This is a genomic window from Adlercreutzia sp. ZJ473 (genome assembly GCF_013185065.1).
Classification (GTDB): Bacteria; Actinomycetota; Coriobacteriia; order Coriobacteriales; family Eggerthellaceae; genus CAAEEV01.
The window spans coordinates 32,634-49,532 of sequence record NZ_JAAVTO010000006.1; the positions used below are offsets into that span (position 1 = coordinate 32,634).

Consider the following 16,899-nt stretch of genomic DNA (forward strand, 5'->3'; position numbering starts at 1 on the left):
AAAGCAGCGCGCGCCGCAGGCGGCAGAGCCCGCTCGCAGCGTGCGCCGTCAAAACACTAGAACACCGAATAGGGTATGCACCCGCCTGCGATGAGCAGGATGGACGCGGTGATGGACGCCAGGAAGATGGAGTCGCAGCGGTCGAGCAGGCCCCCGTGCCCCGGCATGATGGTCCCCGAGTCCTTGAACCCCGAGTTGCGCTTGATGCGGCTCTCGGCCAGGTCGCCCAGCACCTCCATGAGCCCGCAGACCAGGCCGAACACCACGGCCATGGGAATGGGCATGGCGATGCCCGGCACGAGCGACAGCACGCACCAGAACGCCACCGAGCCGACCAGGCCCGCGATGAACCCCTCCCAGCTCTTCTTCGGGCTGGTGCGCGGCGCCAGCTTGTGCTTGCCGATCTTGCTGCCCACCAGGTAGGCGAACGCGTCGTTGGCCCACACGCTCACGAACAGCAGCAGCACCGCCACGCCGCCCCACGGGTCGCCGAGCGCCTGGCGCACGATGACCAGCCCGCACAGCAGAAGGCCCGTGTACGCCGCGCCGAAGAAGCTCACGCCCACGTCGGGGATGCGCGCGCGCAGCCAGAACACGTACCAGACCAGAAGCGCCAGAAGCAGCCCGAGGCTCACGATCAAGGCGCCCGCAAGCCCGTAGAAGTACACGCTCGGCGGGTAGAGCACCGCCGCGATGATGCCGAGCATCTCGTTGGGCAGCTTCGCGTCGGAGCGCAGCATGTAGTAGAACTCGCCCGCGCAGATGCCGGCCATCACCATGAGCATGCACAGCATGGGCAAGTCGCCTGCCAGCACGCAGGCCACGGTGACGACCGTGTACACCGCGCCCGTCCGGAAGCGCACCTGGAAGCCCGAGGGGTTCTTCAGCTTCTCGGGCGTCTTGTCGAGCGCGGCCGCCTTGATCTTCTGGCGCTTCTCGGCGCGGTGCCCCTTGCGCTCGAGCAGCTCGGCGCGCTCCTCCGGCGTCATGCCGTAGCGCCAGGGCGGGCCGTCGGGGACGGCGCTGGCAGCGTCGGAGGGCAAGGCCTGCGAGGATGCGTCCTCGTCGAGCTCGACCAGGTCCTTCGTGGTCGGGCGCGTGCTGAAGGGCGGCAGGTCGGACGACGCCTGCGCGCGCAGGCACGCCGTGCGCGTGCGCAGGCGGGCGCGCGCCTCCCGCTGCTTCTCGGTGAGCTGGCCTTTCGCCTCAGGATCCCTCACTTGACTCCCCCGAAGCGACGGTCGCGCCGCTGGTACTCCAACAGGCAGCGCAGAAGCTCGTAGCGGTCGAAGTCGGGCCACAGCACGTCGGTGCACACGAACTCGGAGTACGCGATCTGCCACAGCAGGAAGTTCGACACGCGCATCTCGCCCGACGTGCGGATGAGCAGCTCGGGGTCGGGGATGCCGGCGGTGTAGAGGCCGCGCTCGAACAGCTCCTCGGTGATGGCGGGCACCTCGCCCGTCTCGCGCGCCACCTCCACGGCATGCTGGGCGCACGCCTGCGCGGCATGCAGCATCTCCTGGCGCGATCCGTAGTTCACGGCCACCACGAGCGTCATGCCGTCGTTGCCCTTTGTCTTCTCCCACGCCTCGTCGAACGCCGCGCGCGTCTCGTCGGGCAGCGCCGACGCGTCGCCGATGGTCATCACGCGCACGTGCTCCTCATGCAGGCCGTCGACCTCGGCGAGCATGGTCTTGGCGAACAGGTCCATGAGGCCGATGACCTCGTCTTGGGGCCGCCTCCAGTTCTCCGTGGAGAACGAGTAGATGGTGAGATAGCGAACTCCCAGGTCAGATGCGCAGCGAATCGTCTCGCGCACCGCCTCGATGCCCGCCTTGTGCCCGCGCAGGCGATTGAGCGCGCGCTTCTTCGCCCAGCGCCCGTTGCCGTCCATGATGACGGCGACGTGCTCGGGGATGTTCGCGCAGTCGAGCGCCGTCGGGTCAAGCCCGGCAGGCGGGTTGGGGAATATGTAGTCAAGCGTCCTGTTCACAGCACCATCACCACCTCAAGGTGTCAGAGGGGACGAGATCCCGGCCTGCCGCTGCGAAGAGACAGCAGGCAGAGAGACCCTGGTCGTTCGCAACGTCAGCGAGAAGCGCTCCGAAGCCCCTTAGATCTCCATGACCTCGGCTTCCTTCTTCTTCAGCAAGGCGTCGACCTCGGCGACGAACTTGTCGGTGGTCTTCTGCACCTCGACCTCGGCGCGCTTGGCCTCGTCCTCGGGCAGGTTGTCGTTCTTCTGCGCCTTGTCGATGGCGGTGTTCGCGTCGCGGCGGGCGTTGCGCACGGCCACGCGCGCCTCCTCCGCGAAGGTGCGGCACTGCTTGACCAGCTCGCGGCGACGCTCCTCGGTGAGCGCCGGGAAGGGCAGGCGGATGACCGAGCCGTCGTTGTTGGGGGTCACGCCCAGGTCGCTCTCGAGGATGGCGTGCTCGATGGCGCGCAGCATCGACTTGTCCCACGGCTCGACCACCAGCAGGTGCGCCTCGGGCGTCTTGACGCCGGCCATCTGGTTGATGGGCGTGGGCACGCCGTAGTAGTCAACCTTGATGCGGTCGAGCAAAAGGGCGCTCGCGCGGCCCGTGCGGACGGAGGCGAAGTTGTCGCCCAGCGCGTCGATCGCCTTCTCCATGCGCTCCTCAACTTGAAGCATGATCTCGTCAATGTCGGCCATGATGCCACCTTCCCCTGTTCTCCAAAGGGCGCGCCGCACCTCTCGGTCCGCGGCGCGCATGCTGTCAGTCAGATGTCGGCTATTCCACCGTGGTCCCCACGGCCTCGCCCTTGAGCGCCGCCTTGATGTTGCCGCGCTTGGTGAGGTCGAACACGATCATGGGGACGTTGTTGTCCATGCAAAGCGACGTGGCCGTGGCGTCCATCACGTTCAGGCCGCGGTTGAGCACCTCCAGGTAGGTGATGCGCTCGAAGCGCTTCGCATCGGGGTTCTTCTTCGGGTCGGAGTCGTACACGCCGTCGACCTTCGTCGCCTTCATCAGGCAGTCCACGTCGAGCTCGCACGCGCGCAGCGCCGCCGTGGTGTCGGTGGTGAAGTACGGGTTGCCCGTGCCGGCGGCCAGGATGACCACGCGGCCCTTCTCGAGGTGGCGGATGGCGCGGCGGCGGATGTAGGGCTCGGACACTTCCTGCATGTTGATGGCGCTCTGCACGCGCGAGAACACGCCGTGGCGCTCGAAGGAGTCCTGCAGCGCGAGCGCGTTCATGACCGTGGCCAGCATGCCGATGTAGTCGGCCTGCGCGCGGTCCATGCCCTCCGCCGAGCCCGCCAGGCCGCGGAAGATGTTGCCGCCGCCCACGACGACCGCCAGCTGCACGCCGTCGTGCACGATCTCGGCGATCTCGTCGGCCAGGTCGTCAACGACCTTGGGATCGATTCCGTAGCCGAGGTCACCCGCCAAAGCCTCGCCGGACAGCTTGAGCAGCACGCGATCGTACTTGTATTCGTTCGACATGAAACCTATCCCTTCGTCGAGAACGTTTAATCTTATATATAGTACCCGAAGCCGAAGGCCCGCGCAGCCTCGCAGGTCAAAAACAGCAGCCCCGCCGCACAAAAAGCCCTCCCGCCCCAGCCGACAGGCTCAAGCGGGAGGGCTCCGGAAAGGCGCGAAGATGAGGCGTCGGCGCGAAGCTGGCGTCGCAGGGCGCCAAGGTCCAGCGAGGTCAGGCCCCGCGCGGGGCGCTTCGGACGCCCGCGGCCGCAGGGCAGGGCGTCAGCCCCTACCGCACCTCGGAGAGGTCCTTGTTCGCGTGCTCGTGCGAGGCGATCATGGCCACCAGCGCGATCACCGCGATGAACACCATGTAGAACGCGGGCGCGATGTCGCTGCCCGTCACCGAGATCAGCCAGAACGAGATGTAGGACGCCGAGCCGCCGAAGATGGCGTTGGCCAGGTTGAAGCTCAGCGCGAAGCCCGAGTAGCGCACCTCGGTGGGGAACGTCTCGGTGAGGTAGCTCGCCAGCGTGCCGTCGTTGATGGTGAGGATGAGGCACATCAGGAGCTCCACCACCAGGATGACCATGAAGTCGAGCGTGCCGAGCAGCATGAACGCCGGGATGGTGCACACGATGAAGCCCACGCACGCGATGATGAGCATCTTCTTGCGGCCGAAGCGGTCGGACACGCGCCCCGACAGGAAGATGAACGCGATGTAGACCACCAGCACGATGGTGGTGATGGTCGACGCCGCGCTCGCGTCGTAGCTGAGCGTAGTCTCCAGGTAGTTCGGCAGGTAGGTGAGCACGGCGTAGAAGCCCACGGCGTTCAGGACGCAGGCGCCGAACGAGATGACGAGCACCTTGAAGTGCTTGGTGAACAGCGTGCGGATGGGCTGCTTCTCAGGCGGGTTGCCCGTGTACTCGAGCTTGCGCTGCATCTCCGCGTACACCGGCGAGTCCTCCAGGTGCGTGCGGATGTAGTGCGTGATGTAGCCGAGGGGCAGCGCCAGCAGAAACGGGATGCGCCAGCCCCACTCGATCACGAACGACGAGGTGGCGCCCCAGGCGTTGAACATGAACGTGGCGAACATCGAGCCGATGAGCAGGCCCGCCGCCGTGGAGGCCGGCACCATGGAGCAGTAGAAGCCGCGGTGGTTCTTCGGCGCGTACTCGGCGATGAACGTGGCCGCGCCGGCGTACTCGCCCGAGGCCGAGAAGCTCTGCAGCATGCGCAGCAGCAGGAGCAGAAGCGGCGCGCCGACGCCGAGCACGGCGTAGCCCGGCAGGCAGCCGATGAGGAACGTCGCGCCGCTCATGAGCAGGATCGAGATGGACAGCGCCCACTTGCGCCCCTTCTTGTCGCCCATGTTGCCCCAGAATATGGCGCCGACGGGGCGCACCAGGAACGACAGCGCGAACACGCCGAACGTGCTCATGACGGCGACGGTCTTGTCCGCGTCGGGGAAGAACACCAACGCTATGACCGTCGCGAGGTACGAGTAGCTCGCGTAGTCGAACCATTCGATAAAGTTTCCCAAGAACGAGGAGAAGACCACCTTCTTGAGGGTCTTCTGCTGTTCGTCGGCAGTGTAGGCCGCCGATGGGGCAGCCTTGGTGCTCTCGCTCATGAACCGCTTCCCTTCCCTGTTGCCTCACGGCGCGCGCAAGCGGCCGCGTCTCGCGGCGCGCCCCTCGCACCATCTCGAGCTTTGGCAAGGGAAAGTCAACCAACCAGTCTACGAATCGCTGGATCCCGCAAGCTGAAGACTCAGCCCAATGCACGACGAACCTTCTGCCGTGCTCACACCGATCTGCTGACTACCTGTTAGCCCGCCCCCTGCGCGTACTCTTCCACGAGGATACCCTACCATACCCGCCTTTCAACGGCGCTTTACACTCCCCTAATGGGAAAAATGCGGGGGGTATGGCAGGTCAGCGGCGCTTCGCGGCGGGTCAGCGGCGGGTCAGCGGCGGGTCGCGGAGCTGCGCAGCGCCTGGATGGCGGGCAGCGCGCCGCCGACCAGGATGAGCGCGCCGCCGATCACGGTGCCCGCCGTCATGGCCTCGTGGAACACGAGCACGCTGGCCAGAAGCGACACGACGCACTCCCAGTACGAGATGGTGGAGTACTCCACGGCCGGCAGGTTGCGCCCCGCCACGAGCAGGAGCCCGAGGCCCACCGGCCCGCATATGATCCAGAGCGCCAGGGCAAATCCCCAGTTCGCAGGCGCCATCGCCACCTCGCCGAGAGGCCACGTCCCGCACATGGCGCACGCGACGGCGAGCGACCCCGCCGTCGCGAACAGGAAGTTCCACACGCCGCGCACCGTGGAGTCGCAGTCCTTGCGGTAGCCGTTGAAGAACAGCGACAGCCCGTAGAACACGCCCGACAGAAGGCCGAGCGCGTCGCCGAGCCCCTTCTGCGGGAACTCCGGCGTGGAGGCGGCCAGGGCAAGGCCCACGTTCACGCCGCCCGGGCCCACCGAGACGACGCCCGAGGTGAGCAGCATGCCCGCGAACACCGCGCAGAGGCACAGCCCCTGGAAGCGGCTGATGGGCTCCTTGCGGAACGCGCGCGCGAGCAGCGTGCAGAACAGCGGTCCCGTGTAGATGAGGAACACCGCGTTGGCGAGCGAGGTGAGCAGCGCGCTCACCAGGTAGAATGCAAACGACACGCCCACGGAGAGCCCGCCGAGCACGATGGCGGGCGAGATCCGCGTGCGGCGGAAGAGGGCTGTCTTGCGCGTGAGCACGAGCAGGATGGCGAAGAGCAGAAGCCCCATGCCCATGCGGCCGACCGTCATGAACGCGCCGATGGACTCGCCCGCCACGAGCTCGCTGCCGAAGAAGTCGACGCGCGTGGCGCCGCGGTTGAGCAGCCCCGACAGGCCCATGCCCGTCGTCGCCGCGAGCAGCGCGACGACGCCGCGCCGCTTGTCCATCTGAAAGTCGCCCCCGCCCTTGTCGCCGTCGCCGCCCACGAAGCCCCTTCCCTTCTTCAACAAAAAAATCTGGCACGCAGCGCAGCCACGTGCCAGATCATCATAGCAAACCCACGGCAAACCCGCCTGTCGTTCGTAACGTCAGCGAGGGTTCCTGCGGTGCCTGGAATAGCCCCGCCTTGGGGCCAAGTGGGTTTCGCCCACGCCGCGCCCCAAACAAGGGGCTAGGTCAGGTGCCGCAGGAAGCCGCAGCGTCGAGCGGTCCGCCCGCTCCGTCAGGACGGGCGGAACGAAATTAGTCGTTCCACATCTCCGGACGCACGAGCGTGCAGTCCTTGACGCGGTTCGGGAAGTAGTCCTCGCAGCCGCCCTCGCGGTAGACGTCAGCGGTGCAGCAGTGCAGGCCGCCGCCGAACGGGTAGGCGTCGCGCAGGTCGCAGGGGATGACGTTCATGCCGAGCTTGTCCATCTGCTCCATCTGGTAGACCTCGGAAGCCTCCACGACGACCGTCTTCGGGTCGAGGACCAGGCAGTTCATGGACAGCCACACGGAGCTGTAGCAGAGCTCGGGCGGCTCGGTGTGAGCCGGCTTGGCCGCCTCGACGATCTGCCAGTCGTTCGCCTCGAAGATGGCGCGCTGCTCCTCGGGCAGCGGGCGCACCGGGTTGTTGATGATCAGGCCCGGGCGCAGCGGCACGAAGGTGGCGTCGATGTGGATGGGGTACGGGTCGCCGGGGAAGTTCACGGCGTGGATGCGCAGCTCGGGATGGTAGCGCTGCATCCAGTCCATGGCGGCGCGGTTGGTGGTCAGGCCGTGCTGGACGAAGATGTCCTTGCCCATGCGCATCCAGTCGGCGGCGTCCCACATCGGCTCGACCTCGGTGGTCACGAAGTCCTTGTTGGCGGTGCGCACCAGGCGCTCCTCGAGCGTGATGGACTCGTCGTAGTAGTTGTGCTTGTAGGACTTGTCAGTCAGACGAGGACGCGGGGCCTGGGTCCACTTGAACTCGGGATCCTCCTCGAAGTACTTCTCCATCAGCGGCCAGTACGCCAGGTACTCGAAGTAGCGGCAGCGGAAGGACTGCGCGGCAGCCATGATCTCGTTGCCGATGGTGAGCAGCACGTCACGCGGCGGCATGCAGCCCATCATGGAGTCGTTCGTGAAGTCAGGCGTGGCGATCTTCTGGTTCCACTGCAGAGGCGTCGGGCGGTCGACCTTGACGCCGCGGTCCTCGAGGATCTTCACCAGGCGGTCGAGAGCCTCGTTGCCCTTCTCCACCGTGCGCAGCGGGCGCAGGCCCCACATGCCACGCATGTCGGAGTCGACCGGAACCTTCTCGGAAGTCGCGGGCTCCTCGGGCGGGATCATGCCGTTGTCGCAACGGCCGACGATCACGTGCTTCAGCGGATCCCAGTCATTCCAGGAATTAACGATTTTCGCCATGAAAATCTCCTTTCGTTTTACTAGCCTCCGTCGTTATACCACCTTTTGCCGAAGAGTGCATTAACAAACCGCCACGTCACAGGGAAAAAGCGGCCGGCTGGGAGAGGAGGGAGGCAAGCATCGCGACGTGCTCTAGGAGATGTGGCCCAGGAAGTCCTTCGTGCGGTCGGACCGGGGGTGGTCGAAGACCTCCTCGGGCGTGCCCTGCTCCACGATGTAGCCGCCGTCCATGAAGATCACGCGGTCGGCCACGTCGCGGGCGAAGCCCATCTCGTGCGTCACCACGATCATGGTCATGCCCTGGCGCGCGAGGTTCTTCATGACGCCGAGGACGTCGCGCACGAGCTCGGGGTCGAGCGCGCTCGTGGCCTCGTCGAAGAGCATCACGTGGGGGTTCATGGCGAGCGCGCGGGCGATGGCCACGCGCTGCTGCTGGCCGCCCGAGAGCTGCGCGGGCTTGAAGTCCACGCGGTCGGCCAGGCCCACCTCGCTCAGCCGCTCCACGGCGATCCGCTCGGCCTCCTCCTTGGAGCGCTTGAGCACCTTCTGCTGGGCCAGCATGACGTTCCGCTTCGCCGTGAGGTGCGGGAACAGGTTGAAGTTCTGGAACACCATGCCCACGTTCGCACGCACCTTGTTGATGTCGGTGCCCTTCGCCGTGATCTCGGTGTCCTCGAAGAAGACCTTGCCGCCCGTGGGGACCTCGAGCAGGTTGATGCAGCGCAGCATGGTGGACTTGCCCGAGCCGGACGGGCCGAGCACCACCACCACCTCGCCGCGGTGCACCTCCAGGTTCACGTCGCGCAGCACGACGTTGTCGCCGAACGCCTTCTGCAGGCCCTCGATGCGCACGACCACCTCGTCGGTCACGTGGCTCGCGCGGGACGGGGCGCTTGCGGCGGCTTCGGACTGCGCGGCGCCGGTCGTAGCGCCTGCAGCAGCTTCGGGCGTCAGGGCGCCGGAGGTCTTGATCTCGCTCATAACCGCTCCTCTACTTCGTGTTCTTCATGCCGAAGCCGTGATCGCCAACGCCGCCCAGGCCGTCGCCGGGCTCGTTCTTGAGCAGCGGCTGCGCGGTGAGCACGTCGGTCGCGAACCCCGTGACGCCCGCCGAGTCGGTGCCCGTCACGGCCGCGCCTGCGCCCACGTTCGCGCCCGCGGCGCCTGCGCCCTCCACGCCTGCCGCAGCGGGCGCGCCCTTCTTCCTGCGCTTCTTCGGCGCCGCCGTGCCCGCCAGGCGGCTCTCGAGCTTGCCGACCACCTTCGCGAGCGGCAGCGTGATGATCAGGTAGAAGCACGCGGCCACGATGTAGGGCGTGATGGAGCCCGTGGAGGCCACGATGGTCTTCGCGTACATGACCACCTCCATGACGCCCACGGCCGCCAGCATCGAGGTGTCCTTGTACAGCAGGATGAACTCGCTGGTCATGGTGGGGATCACGCGGCGCACGGTCTGCGGGATGATGACGAACACCATGGTCTGCGCGCCGTTCATGCCGAGGCTGCGCGACGCCTCGAACTGGCCCTTCGGGATGGACTGGATGCCGGCGCGAAAGATCTCGCACAGATACGCCGCCGAGTTCATCGACAGCACGATCACGCCGAGCGGGAACGACGGGATCTGCACGCCCGCCAGCGGCAGGCCGAAGAACGCGATGTAGATCTGCAGGAACAGCGGCGTGCCGCGGACGACGTTCACGTACGTGGTGGCGATGCCGCGCAGCACGCGCCACTTCGACATGCGCATGAGCGCCAGGACAAGGCCGATGGGGATGGCCACGGGAAACGCCACGGCCACGATGCCGATGGCCATGAGGAAGCCGTTGAACACCACGGGGATGCTCGACACGATGAGCGGCGGGTTGAAGAACAGGCGCAGGAACTTGTTGGAGTTCCACTGCTTCACCCAGTCCTGCTGCTCGAGGCTGCTCACCAGCTGGTCGAACGCGCTCTTGCCCGTCACCTGGATGGGCGCGATGTCGTCGATGGGCAGCGTGTCGCCCTCGGCGGTGGTGTAAGAGCCCGCAAGGCCCATGGCCCCGCCCTCCGCGGGGAAGAATACCTCATACACCTCGACGCGCACGTAGGAGCCGGGGGCCGTCGGCTCGGCGAACACGGCGCGAAGCGTGTTGCCGTCGGCGGAGAACTCGACGTCGGGGATGTCGCGCGTCATGAGGTTGTCGCCCGACAGCAGCATCACGCGCGCGTCGTCGAGGCCGAAGGTGGTCCCCTCGGGCATGGTGAGCTCAAGGGCGGTCAGCGACTCGCCGGGGGCAGCCTGGCCCTCCCAGGTGACGCGCGTCTCGGTGGCGCCGTAGACCTCCGAGCCCGTGTCGCCGTTGGGGCGCGCGGTGCACTTGGCAGTGTCGAGCGCCAGCGCGTCGGCGGGCTGGGCGGCCTGCGCCAGCACGGCGCCGCACAGAAGCGCGAGCGCCATGAGCACGCCGACGAAGAGGCGGCGGGCGGCGGCGAGGCGCGCGTCGCGCGGACATGCGGCGCGGGCCGTCACGCGCGAGGCGATGGCGTTGGAGCGACGGGCGAATGCGGTTGGATCAGTCATGACGGCTCCCCCGATCGGGTGTGAGAGAAAAGGAGGCCCTTCCCGCCCGACTCAGGAGGGAAGGGCCCTGAATTCCACGTGAGGAACTGCGGAGCGCTAGAACCACTTGTTGGTCAGCTCGTCGAGCGTGCCGTTGTCCTTCAGCGTCTTGAGCGCGGCGTTGACGGCCTCGGTCAGCTCAGGGCTGTCCTGGGAGACCACGGCAGCGTACTCCTCGCCCGTGGCTACCTCGATGACGACCTGCGCGTCAGAGTAGGCGCTCTCCAGCATGCGGTTCACCACCGCGAGGTTGGTGCACACGGCGGTGGCGTTGCCCGACTGCATCGCGGCGAAGCAGTCCGTGGAGTTGCCGTAGCCCTTGACGGTGGCATTCGGGAAGTTCTCCTGGGCGTACGTCTCGCCGGTGGTGCCGGACTGGACGGCGATGACCACGCCCTCCTTGTTCAGCTCCTCAGCGGCGTTGTCAGGCGTGATGGCACCGCCCTTCATGGCGGCGACGGCCTGGTCGTCAATGTAGTAGGAGTCGGTGAAGTCGATCTCCTTGGCGCGCTTGGGATCCACCGAGATGCCGGAGAAGCCCACGTCAGCCTGACCGCCCGCGGCGATGGCCGGGGTGATGCCGTCAAACTGCAGGCTCACGAACTCGCACTCGAGGCCCATCTCCTCGGCGACGGCCTTCGCGAGGTCGATGTCGAAGCCCACGTACTCGCCGTCTTCGAGGTTCTCGAACGGCGGGTAGTCCGGCGACGTGGCCACCGTGAGGGTGCCCTCCTTCAGCAGCGTGAGGCCGCCTGCGCCGCTCTCGGCGGCCGCAGAGGAGCTCGCCGAGCTCGCGGCGTTGTTCGAGGAGCAGCCGAACAGGCCGAGCGCCGCGACCAGCGCGCCGCAGGCGACGAGCGCGCCCCACTTCTTGATCTTCATCTTTCTTCCCCTTTCCCTGCGCCCCTGCCCCGGGCCTCCCGGCGGGGCGCGTCGATCATCTCAACAAGGGCAATTATAAGGCGTTTGCCCGCAAAACGCGCCCATTCGTTGCATTCGTGTAAGGTTTGCGAGCGAACGAGCGCCGCTGCTCGCAGGCGGCGACGGCTGGCGCGGGCCTGCGGCGCAGCGCCAGCCGGCAGCATGGCTCGTGCCGCTGGCCTCGGCGCCCCGCGCCCGGCGCCTCGCGCCCGGCAGCCCGCTCCCGGCAGCTCCGGCGCGCCGCCTCAGTGCGGGCCCAGGTAGCGCAGGGGGACCACCGTGCGCGCGGGCATGGGAACCTTGTGCTCCTCGCCTTCGGGAATCTCGATCTCCGCCTTGAGGTCGAGCGTCTTCGCCCTGTTCACGGCCTTGGGCTTCGGATGCGCGCGCCGGTCGGACTCGAGCGCCTGGGCGAGCACCTGCATGCGCTCCTCCGCGCTCTGGATGATGCGCGAGCACTCCTTGAGCTCCCCGCTGATGTCGACCCCCTCCAGCTCGCGCACCGACTTGTACTTCAGGTCGTGCTCGAGGCTGGCCCAGAAGTCCATGGCGATGGTGCGGATCTGGATCTCGACGGGGATATCCTCCTTCGCGTCGAGGAAGTACACCGGGATCTTCACGATGAGGTGCAGGCTGCGGTAGCCGTTGGGCTTGGGGTTGGCGATGTAGTCCTTCACCGTGACCACCGTGAGGTCGTCCTGGTGCTCGAGGTAGTTCAGGATGTCGTAGGCGTCCTGCACGTACGACACGATCACGCGCAGCCCCGCGATGTCCATGATGTGCTCTTCCATGGCCTCGAGCGTGGTGGACTTGCCGTAGCGCTCGAGCTTCTCGAAGATGGACGGGATCGACTTCATGCGCGACTCGATGTGGTGGATGGGGTTGCGGCGCTGGCGCAGCTTGAGGTCCTGGTCGAGCGTCTCGAGGCGCACCTCCATCTGGCGCATCGCGGCGTGGTACTTCTGCAGGATGTCCTGCGCGGCGTACTCGAGCACCGCGAGGGCGTCGATGTCGTTCCCTGTGAGCATGCGGCTCTGGGTGAGCTTGCGCGAGCGCTGCTGCGACACGTCGTCCATCCCCTTGTGGTAGCCAGCTGCCGCGCTCGTGCGGATGACCTCGAGCGATCCGTCTGCCGTCATCGCGCCTCGCCCCCTTCCAGCATCTTCGCCATGCGCCACAGCTCCTCGAGCTCCTCGGTCGGCAGGTCCTCGACGCGCCGGCCCTGCCCCCAGGCGGCGCCTTCCATGAAGGCCCAGCGGCGGCGGAACTTCACGCACGTGGCGCGCAGCGCGTTCTCGGCGTTCACGCCCATGCGCCGCGCCACGTTCACGAGCGCGAACAGCACGTCGCCGAACTCGAGCTCGACGGCGTCGGCCGCCGCGGCGGCCTCGGGCGTCGCGCCCGCGTCGCCGCTCTTGACGATCTTGCCGCTCTTCGACCGGGGAGCCGCGGCGTAGGCCTCCTTCAGCTCGCCGACCTCCTCGGCCACCTGGCCCCAGATGTCGTCGAGCGCGTCCCACTCGAAGCCCGCGGCCGCCGCCTTGCGCGAGATCTTCTGCGCCTGCATGAGCGCTGGGAAGCTCGCGGGCACGCCGTCGAGCAGCCCCTCGGGCGCGCCGTCGCCCGCGTCGGCGGCGGCTGCGTCGGCCGCCTCCTTCTCGGCGAGCTTCACCTTCTCCCACAGCCCGAGCACCTCGCCGGAGTCCGCTGCGGCCTCCTCGCCGAACACGTGCGGGTGGCGGCGGATCATCTTCTCGTTGACGTCGCGGCACACGTCGTCGATGGTGAACGCGCCCGCGTCGGCGGCGATCTGGCTCTGCAGCACCACCTGCAGGAGCACGTCGCCGAGCTCCTCGCGCAGATGCGCGACCGAGCCGCGCTCGATGGCGTCGACGGCCTCGTAGGCTTCCTCGATCATGTTGTGCGCGATGGAGCGATGCGTCTGCTCGCGATCCCACGGGCAGCCGTCGGGCGCGCGCAGCGCCTCGATGGTGGCCACGAACGCATCGAAGTCGGGGTGGCGTTGCGCCGTCACCTCAGCTACGCTCTTGCTGGTCATATGCTTCTGAGCCTTTCGGTTTCTGCCCTGCCGCGCGCCAGACGGCGCCGCGGCCTCGATTGTCCCCCCTGTGCGAACCCCCATTATACCCCGCAGCGCAGCAGGGCGCCCCCGCACGGCCGTTCCGAAGAAAACTAGTGCATTTCCCCGCATGTTCGAGTACCATCAATTCTGTTTATTCATCAGAGCGCGTCCGCCTCACCCCACGTGACGCGGCTTGACGCGCTCTCGTCGGAAGCTGCCGGGCACCTGCTCGGCGGCCTTAGAGAAAGAGTTGACATGGCTGCACCTACCATGACCCCCGAGCAGCGCGCCGCTGCGCTTGAGAAGGCCCGCGTCGTCCGCGCCCAGCGCTCCGAGATCACCCAGAAGCTCTCCATGGGCATCATGACCCCGGCGGAGGTCCTCGGCAAGGCCGACGACCCGGTGATCGGCCGCATGAAGGTCAAGGCTTTCGTGAGCGCCATCCCCGGCTTCGGCAAGGTGAAGACCGAGAAGCTCCTCGAGGAGCTCGGCATCCCGGCCGACCGCCGCATCCAGGGCCTCGGCTCCAACCAGATGAAGAACCTGCTCGAAGCGCTCTCCTAGATCCGACTCTCATACGTCGGCGGAAGCTGCCTCAAGGGGTGCGCATCGGACGAGATGCGCACCCCTTGCGTTTTCCCGCCGCCGTTTTGGCAGAAATCTTCAGATGTTTGTCAATTTGAGGGGGAAATCTCGTCCGCGTGGATGCATGAGATAGCGGCGGGCAAAACTGACCTGGTGTTTTGCCGAGCACGTCAGGGACAGGAGCCCCAAAAGGCCCCAACAGCACCCTCAAAATGACAAACATCTGAAGATTTCTGCCAAAACCTCCCTCCGAACATGCAAGGAGTCCCGTCATGCCCCTGATTCACGTTGACACGCTCGACGACGCGCGGCTCGACGCCTACGCGCGGCTCACCGAGGCGCAGCTGCGCAGCCGCCTCGAGCCCGAGCGCGCGCTGTTCATCGCCGAGGGCGCCAAGGTGATCGAGCGCGCCCTCGAGGGCGGCATGGAGCCGTTGTCGCTGCTCATGGAGGAGAAGTGGCTGCACGCGACCGACGGCCTCATCGCGCGCATGGAGGCGGCCCGCCCCGATCTACCCGTGTTCGTGGCGCCGCACGCGGCGCTCGAGGAGCTCACGGGCTTCGAGCTCACGCGCGGCGCGCTCGGCGCGTTCCACCGCCCCGCGCTGCCGAGCGTGGAGGAGGTGGTGCGCGACGCGCGCCTGGTGACGGTGCTCGAGAACATCACGAACCACACCAACGTGGGCGCCATCTTCCGCTCGGCGGCGGCACTCGGCGTGGACGCCGTGCTCGTGAGCCCCACCTGCTACGACCCGCTGTACCGCCGCGCCGTGCGCGTGTCGATGGGCACGGTGTTCCAGGTGCCTTGGACGCGCATCGGCGACGACGCAGCGCCCGCGAAGGGGCGCCCCGGCCGCCCGTCGGCCGCATGGGCGAGCACGGGCATCCCGCTTCTGCGCGAGCTGGGGTTCACGGTGGCCGCCATGGCGCTCGAGGACGACTCGGTATCGCTCGACGACGAGTCGCTCGCGCGCGCCGAGAGGCTGGCGCTCGTGTTCGGCACCGAGGGCGACGGGCTTGCGCCCTCCACCATCGCGCAGTGCGACTGCACCGTGCGCATCCCCATGGCCCACGGCGTCGACTCGCTCAACGTGGCGGCCGCCTCCGCCGTGGCGTTCTGGCAGTTCCGGAATCTGGCGGGGCTCTCGCGCTAAGCGGGCCGCGACGGCTCGGAAGCGGGATGAAGCGGGGGGCGCGAGCGGGCAAGCGGCGGGCGCACCGCGGCAGCAAGAGCGCCGCGGCAGCAAGCACGCCGCGACTGCAAGCGACGGGCGCGCCGCGGCAGAAAGCGCCCCCGCGGCAGCAAGCGACGGGCGCGCCGCGACGACAAGCACGCCGCGGCAGCAGGCGCCCGCCACCCCCTACTTGTCGATGTGCTCGCGCGGGTCGTGCAGGTCGTTCGGCATCACGCGCACCTCGTCCCAGCCCATCTGCGCGAGCGCGTCGGCGGTGCGCCACGGCGGCGTGTTGCCGTCGAAGGGCGCGCAGTAGTTGAGCGCCTCCACGAGCGTGATGTTGTGCATGAGGTCGGCCATGGTGTCCACGTCGGGGATGGGCGGCAGGTAGAGCGCCGGCAGCCCGAGCGCGCGGGCCTTCTGGATGTAGGCGGGCAGCACCGTGAGGCCGTCGGAGTTGTAGAACACGCCTGAGTGGTCGAAGTCCGTCGCGCGCGTCCACCCGATCACCGACACGCCCATCTCCTGGTCAGGCGCGAGCACGATGCCGCCGCCGTCAACGCCGTCGAGCTTGTGCAGCGCCTCGAACCCGGCGAGCACGTCGTTCACGGTGAGCGCAGGCATGTCGGCGCCCATCGACAGGATGCAGTCGGCGCCGCGCTCCCACGTCTGCTCGAACGCGTGGTTGTAGTGCTCGTCGAAGCTCGCGCCCTCGTCGGCGATCATCACCAGCTCGCGCGGCCATTCCCCCGCGTCCGCGAACAGCTTGCGCATCGCCTCCACGTTGCCCGCGGGCGTCGTGGAGATCACGAGCTCGTAGACGTCGCGCACGCCCTCCTCGCCGCGCGCCTCGGCCGCCGCGCACGCCGCCTCGGAGCGCTCCTCGAGCGCGGAGAGCGCCGCGCAGCAGATCTCCACCACGTCGAAGAGCATGCAGTGGTACAGGGCGCTCGCCACCTCGGGCGCAAACGCGCCGTCCTTCAGCGTGGTCAGGCGCGTCTTCACCAGCCCGGCCTCCGGCACCTTGCTGAACAGCAGCAACGCGTTTCTTCGCTCTCTTGTCTCCATGCTCCCTCGCGCCTCTCGCCTCGGTTTTCGTGCGGAACCCATGCTAACACGCCCGCACCGCCCTCGCACGGAGCAGCAGCCCAGCGCAGGCTAGCCGTAGTAGCCGCGGTCGAAGGCGGCGTCTTTCGAGCCGCAGCCGCACTGGTAGCAGGTGGGACGGAAGTCGAGCACCTTGAGGTAGACGGCGGGGTTCTTCCGCAAGTTCGCCATCATGTTGTACACGGCTGCGCCGTCGATGGCCACGATGCGGTCGTTGTGCGCCTTCATGGCGAAGTAGACGTCGGCCGCCGTGTAGCCCTCCACGCGCAGCGGGTTCTCCAGGGCATCGAAGTACCGCGGCTCAGGCAGGTCGACGTAAGAGCAGAACTCCCGGTAGAGGTCGTCGTTCTCCGGCGCGAAGAGCGTCTTCGAGTAGTCGGGACGATGCGACAGGTGCGCTGTCTCGTCGGTGAGCGCCGCGTCGAGCTGCGCGAAGTAGTCACGCGCCGTCTGCCCGCGCTCGCACTCCCCCGCTGCGACCATCTGCTGTTCCCGCTCGTAAGACCCCATGCGAAACACCTTCCTCACTCGATGCGTCGCCCTCCCGCCAGCCGGTGGGAGGACGACGCCCATTATACGC

16 protein-coding genes are annotated in these 16,899 nt (G+C 67.5%); 2 read left to right on the forward strand and 14 right to left on the reverse strand.

The window, feature by feature from the left end; all coding sequences use genetic code 11:
- Positions 1-56: 56 nt before the first annotated feature.
- The 12 genes from HRL41_RS02055 to mazG all read right to left on the reverse strand — a co-directional run bounded on the left by HRL41_RS02055 (position 57) and on the right by mazG (position 13,428).
- Entirely contained in the window at positions 57-989 is a 933-nt protein-coding gene (locus HRL41_RS02055) for a phosphatidate cytidylyltransferase (RefSeq protein ID WP_172135337.1), read from the reverse strand.
- 227 nt (positions 990-1,216) lie between these two features.
- On the reverse strand, positions 1,217-1,996 hold the full coding sequence (locus HRL41_RS02060; RefSeq protein WP_172135305.1) for an isoprenyl transferase: 780 nt from the start codon (positions 1,994-1,996) through the stop codon (positions 1,217-1,219).
- Between the two features lie 120 nt (positions 1,997-2,116).
- Entirely contained in the window at positions 2,117-2,680 is a 564-nt protein-coding gene (gene frr, locus HRL41_RS02065) for a ribosome recycling factor (RefSeq protein ID WP_241157231.1), read from the reverse strand.
- A gap of 79 nt (positions 2,681-2,759) precedes the next feature.
- Complete coding sequence (pyrH, locus tag HRL41_RS02070) at positions 2,760-3,476, reverse strand: UMP kinase (protein ID WP_165170874.1); 717 nt, start codon at positions 3,474-3,476, stop codon at positions 2,760-2,762.
- 268 nt (positions 3,477-3,744) lie between these two features.
- Positions 3,745-5,091 carry an MFS transporter gene (locus HRL41_RS02075; protein WP_172135306.1) on the reverse strand — a complete coding sequence of 449 codons (1,347 nt, stop codon included), beginning with the start codon at positions 5,089-5,091 and terminating at the stop codon, positions 3,745-3,747.
- A 336-nt stretch (positions 5,092-5,427) separates the two neighbouring features.
- On the reverse strand, positions 5,428-6,444 hold the full coding sequence (locus HRL41_RS02080; protein ID WP_216662461.1) for a DMT family transporter: 1,017 nt from the start codon (positions 6,442-6,444) through the stop codon (positions 5,428-5,430).
- A 256-nt stretch (positions 6,445-6,700) separates the two neighbouring features.
- A complete protein-coding gene (locus HRL41_RS02085; protein WP_165170876.1) occupies positions 6,701-7,849 on the reverse strand; it encodes a serine/threonine protein kinase in 1,149 nt (382 codons plus the stop codon).
- A 132-nt stretch (positions 7,850-7,981) separates the two neighbouring features.
- Entirely contained in the window at positions 7,982-8,830 is an 849-nt protein-coding gene (locus HRL41_RS02090) for an amino acid ABC transporter ATP-binding protein (protein ID WP_172135307.1), read from the reverse strand.
- Positions 8,831-8,840: 10 nt separating this feature from the next.
- Positions 8,841-10,409 (reverse strand): amino acid ABC transporter permease, encoded by a 1,569-nt coding sequence (locus tag HRL41_RS02095; protein WP_253904648.1) that lies wholly within the window; start codon positions 10,407-10,409, stop codon positions 8,841-8,843.
- 96 nt (positions 10,410-10,505) lie between these two features.
- Entirely contained in the window at positions 10,506-11,330 is an 825-nt protein-coding gene (locus HRL41_RS02100; protein WP_172135308.1) for an ABC transporter substrate-binding protein, read from the reverse strand.
- 284 nt (positions 11,331-11,614) lie between these two features.
- The gene (locus HRL41_RS02105; protein ID WP_253904649.1) at positions 11,615-12,508 is read right to left on the reverse strand and encodes a GTP pyrophosphokinase family protein; all 894 of its coding nucleotides are present in this window, start codon (positions 12,506-12,508) and stop codon (positions 11,615-11,617) included.
- Positions 12,505-13,428, reverse strand: coding sequence for a nucleoside triphosphate pyrophosphohydrolase (gene mazG, locus HRL41_RS02110; protein ID WP_172135309.1), 924 nt, complete (start codon positions 13,426-13,428; stop codon positions 12,505-12,507). The genes HRL41_RS02105 and mazG overlap by 4 nt, the downstream gene beginning before the upstream one ends.
- Positions 13,429-13,707: 279 nt before the next feature.
- Between mazG and mihF the strand changes: the two genes are divergently transcribed.
- On the forward strand, positions 13,708-14,016 hold the full coding sequence (gene mihF, locus HRL41_RS02115; protein ID WP_172135310.1) for an integration host factor, actinobacterial type: 309 nt from the start codon (positions 13,708-13,710) through the stop codon (positions 14,014-14,016).
- Positions 14,017-14,309: 293 nt separating this feature from the next.
- Complete coding sequence (locus HRL41_RS02120) at positions 14,310-15,191, forward strand: RNA methyltransferase (protein ID WP_172135311.1); 882 nt, start codon at positions 14,310-14,312, stop codon at positions 15,189-15,191.
- Positions 15,192-15,398: 207 nt separating this feature from the next.
- On the opposite strand, the gene HRL41_RS02125 is transcribed toward HRL41_RS02120, so the two are convergent.
- Both HRL41_RS02125 and HRL41_RS02130 read right to left on the reverse strand, forming a co-directional pair.
- The gene (locus tag HRL41_RS02125; RefSeq protein ID WP_172135312.1) at positions 15,399-16,280 is read right to left on the reverse strand and encodes a DUF2064 domain-containing protein; all 882 of its coding nucleotides are present in this window, start codon (positions 16,278-16,280) and stop codon (positions 15,399-15,401) included.
- A 90-nt stretch (positions 16,281-16,370) separates the two neighbouring features.
- On the reverse strand, positions 16,371-16,829 hold the full coding sequence (locus tag HRL41_RS02130; RefSeq protein WP_172135313.1) for a hypothetical protein: 459 nt from the start codon (positions 16,827-16,829) through the stop codon (positions 16,371-16,373).
- Positions 16,830-16,899 lie beyond the last annotated feature (70 nt).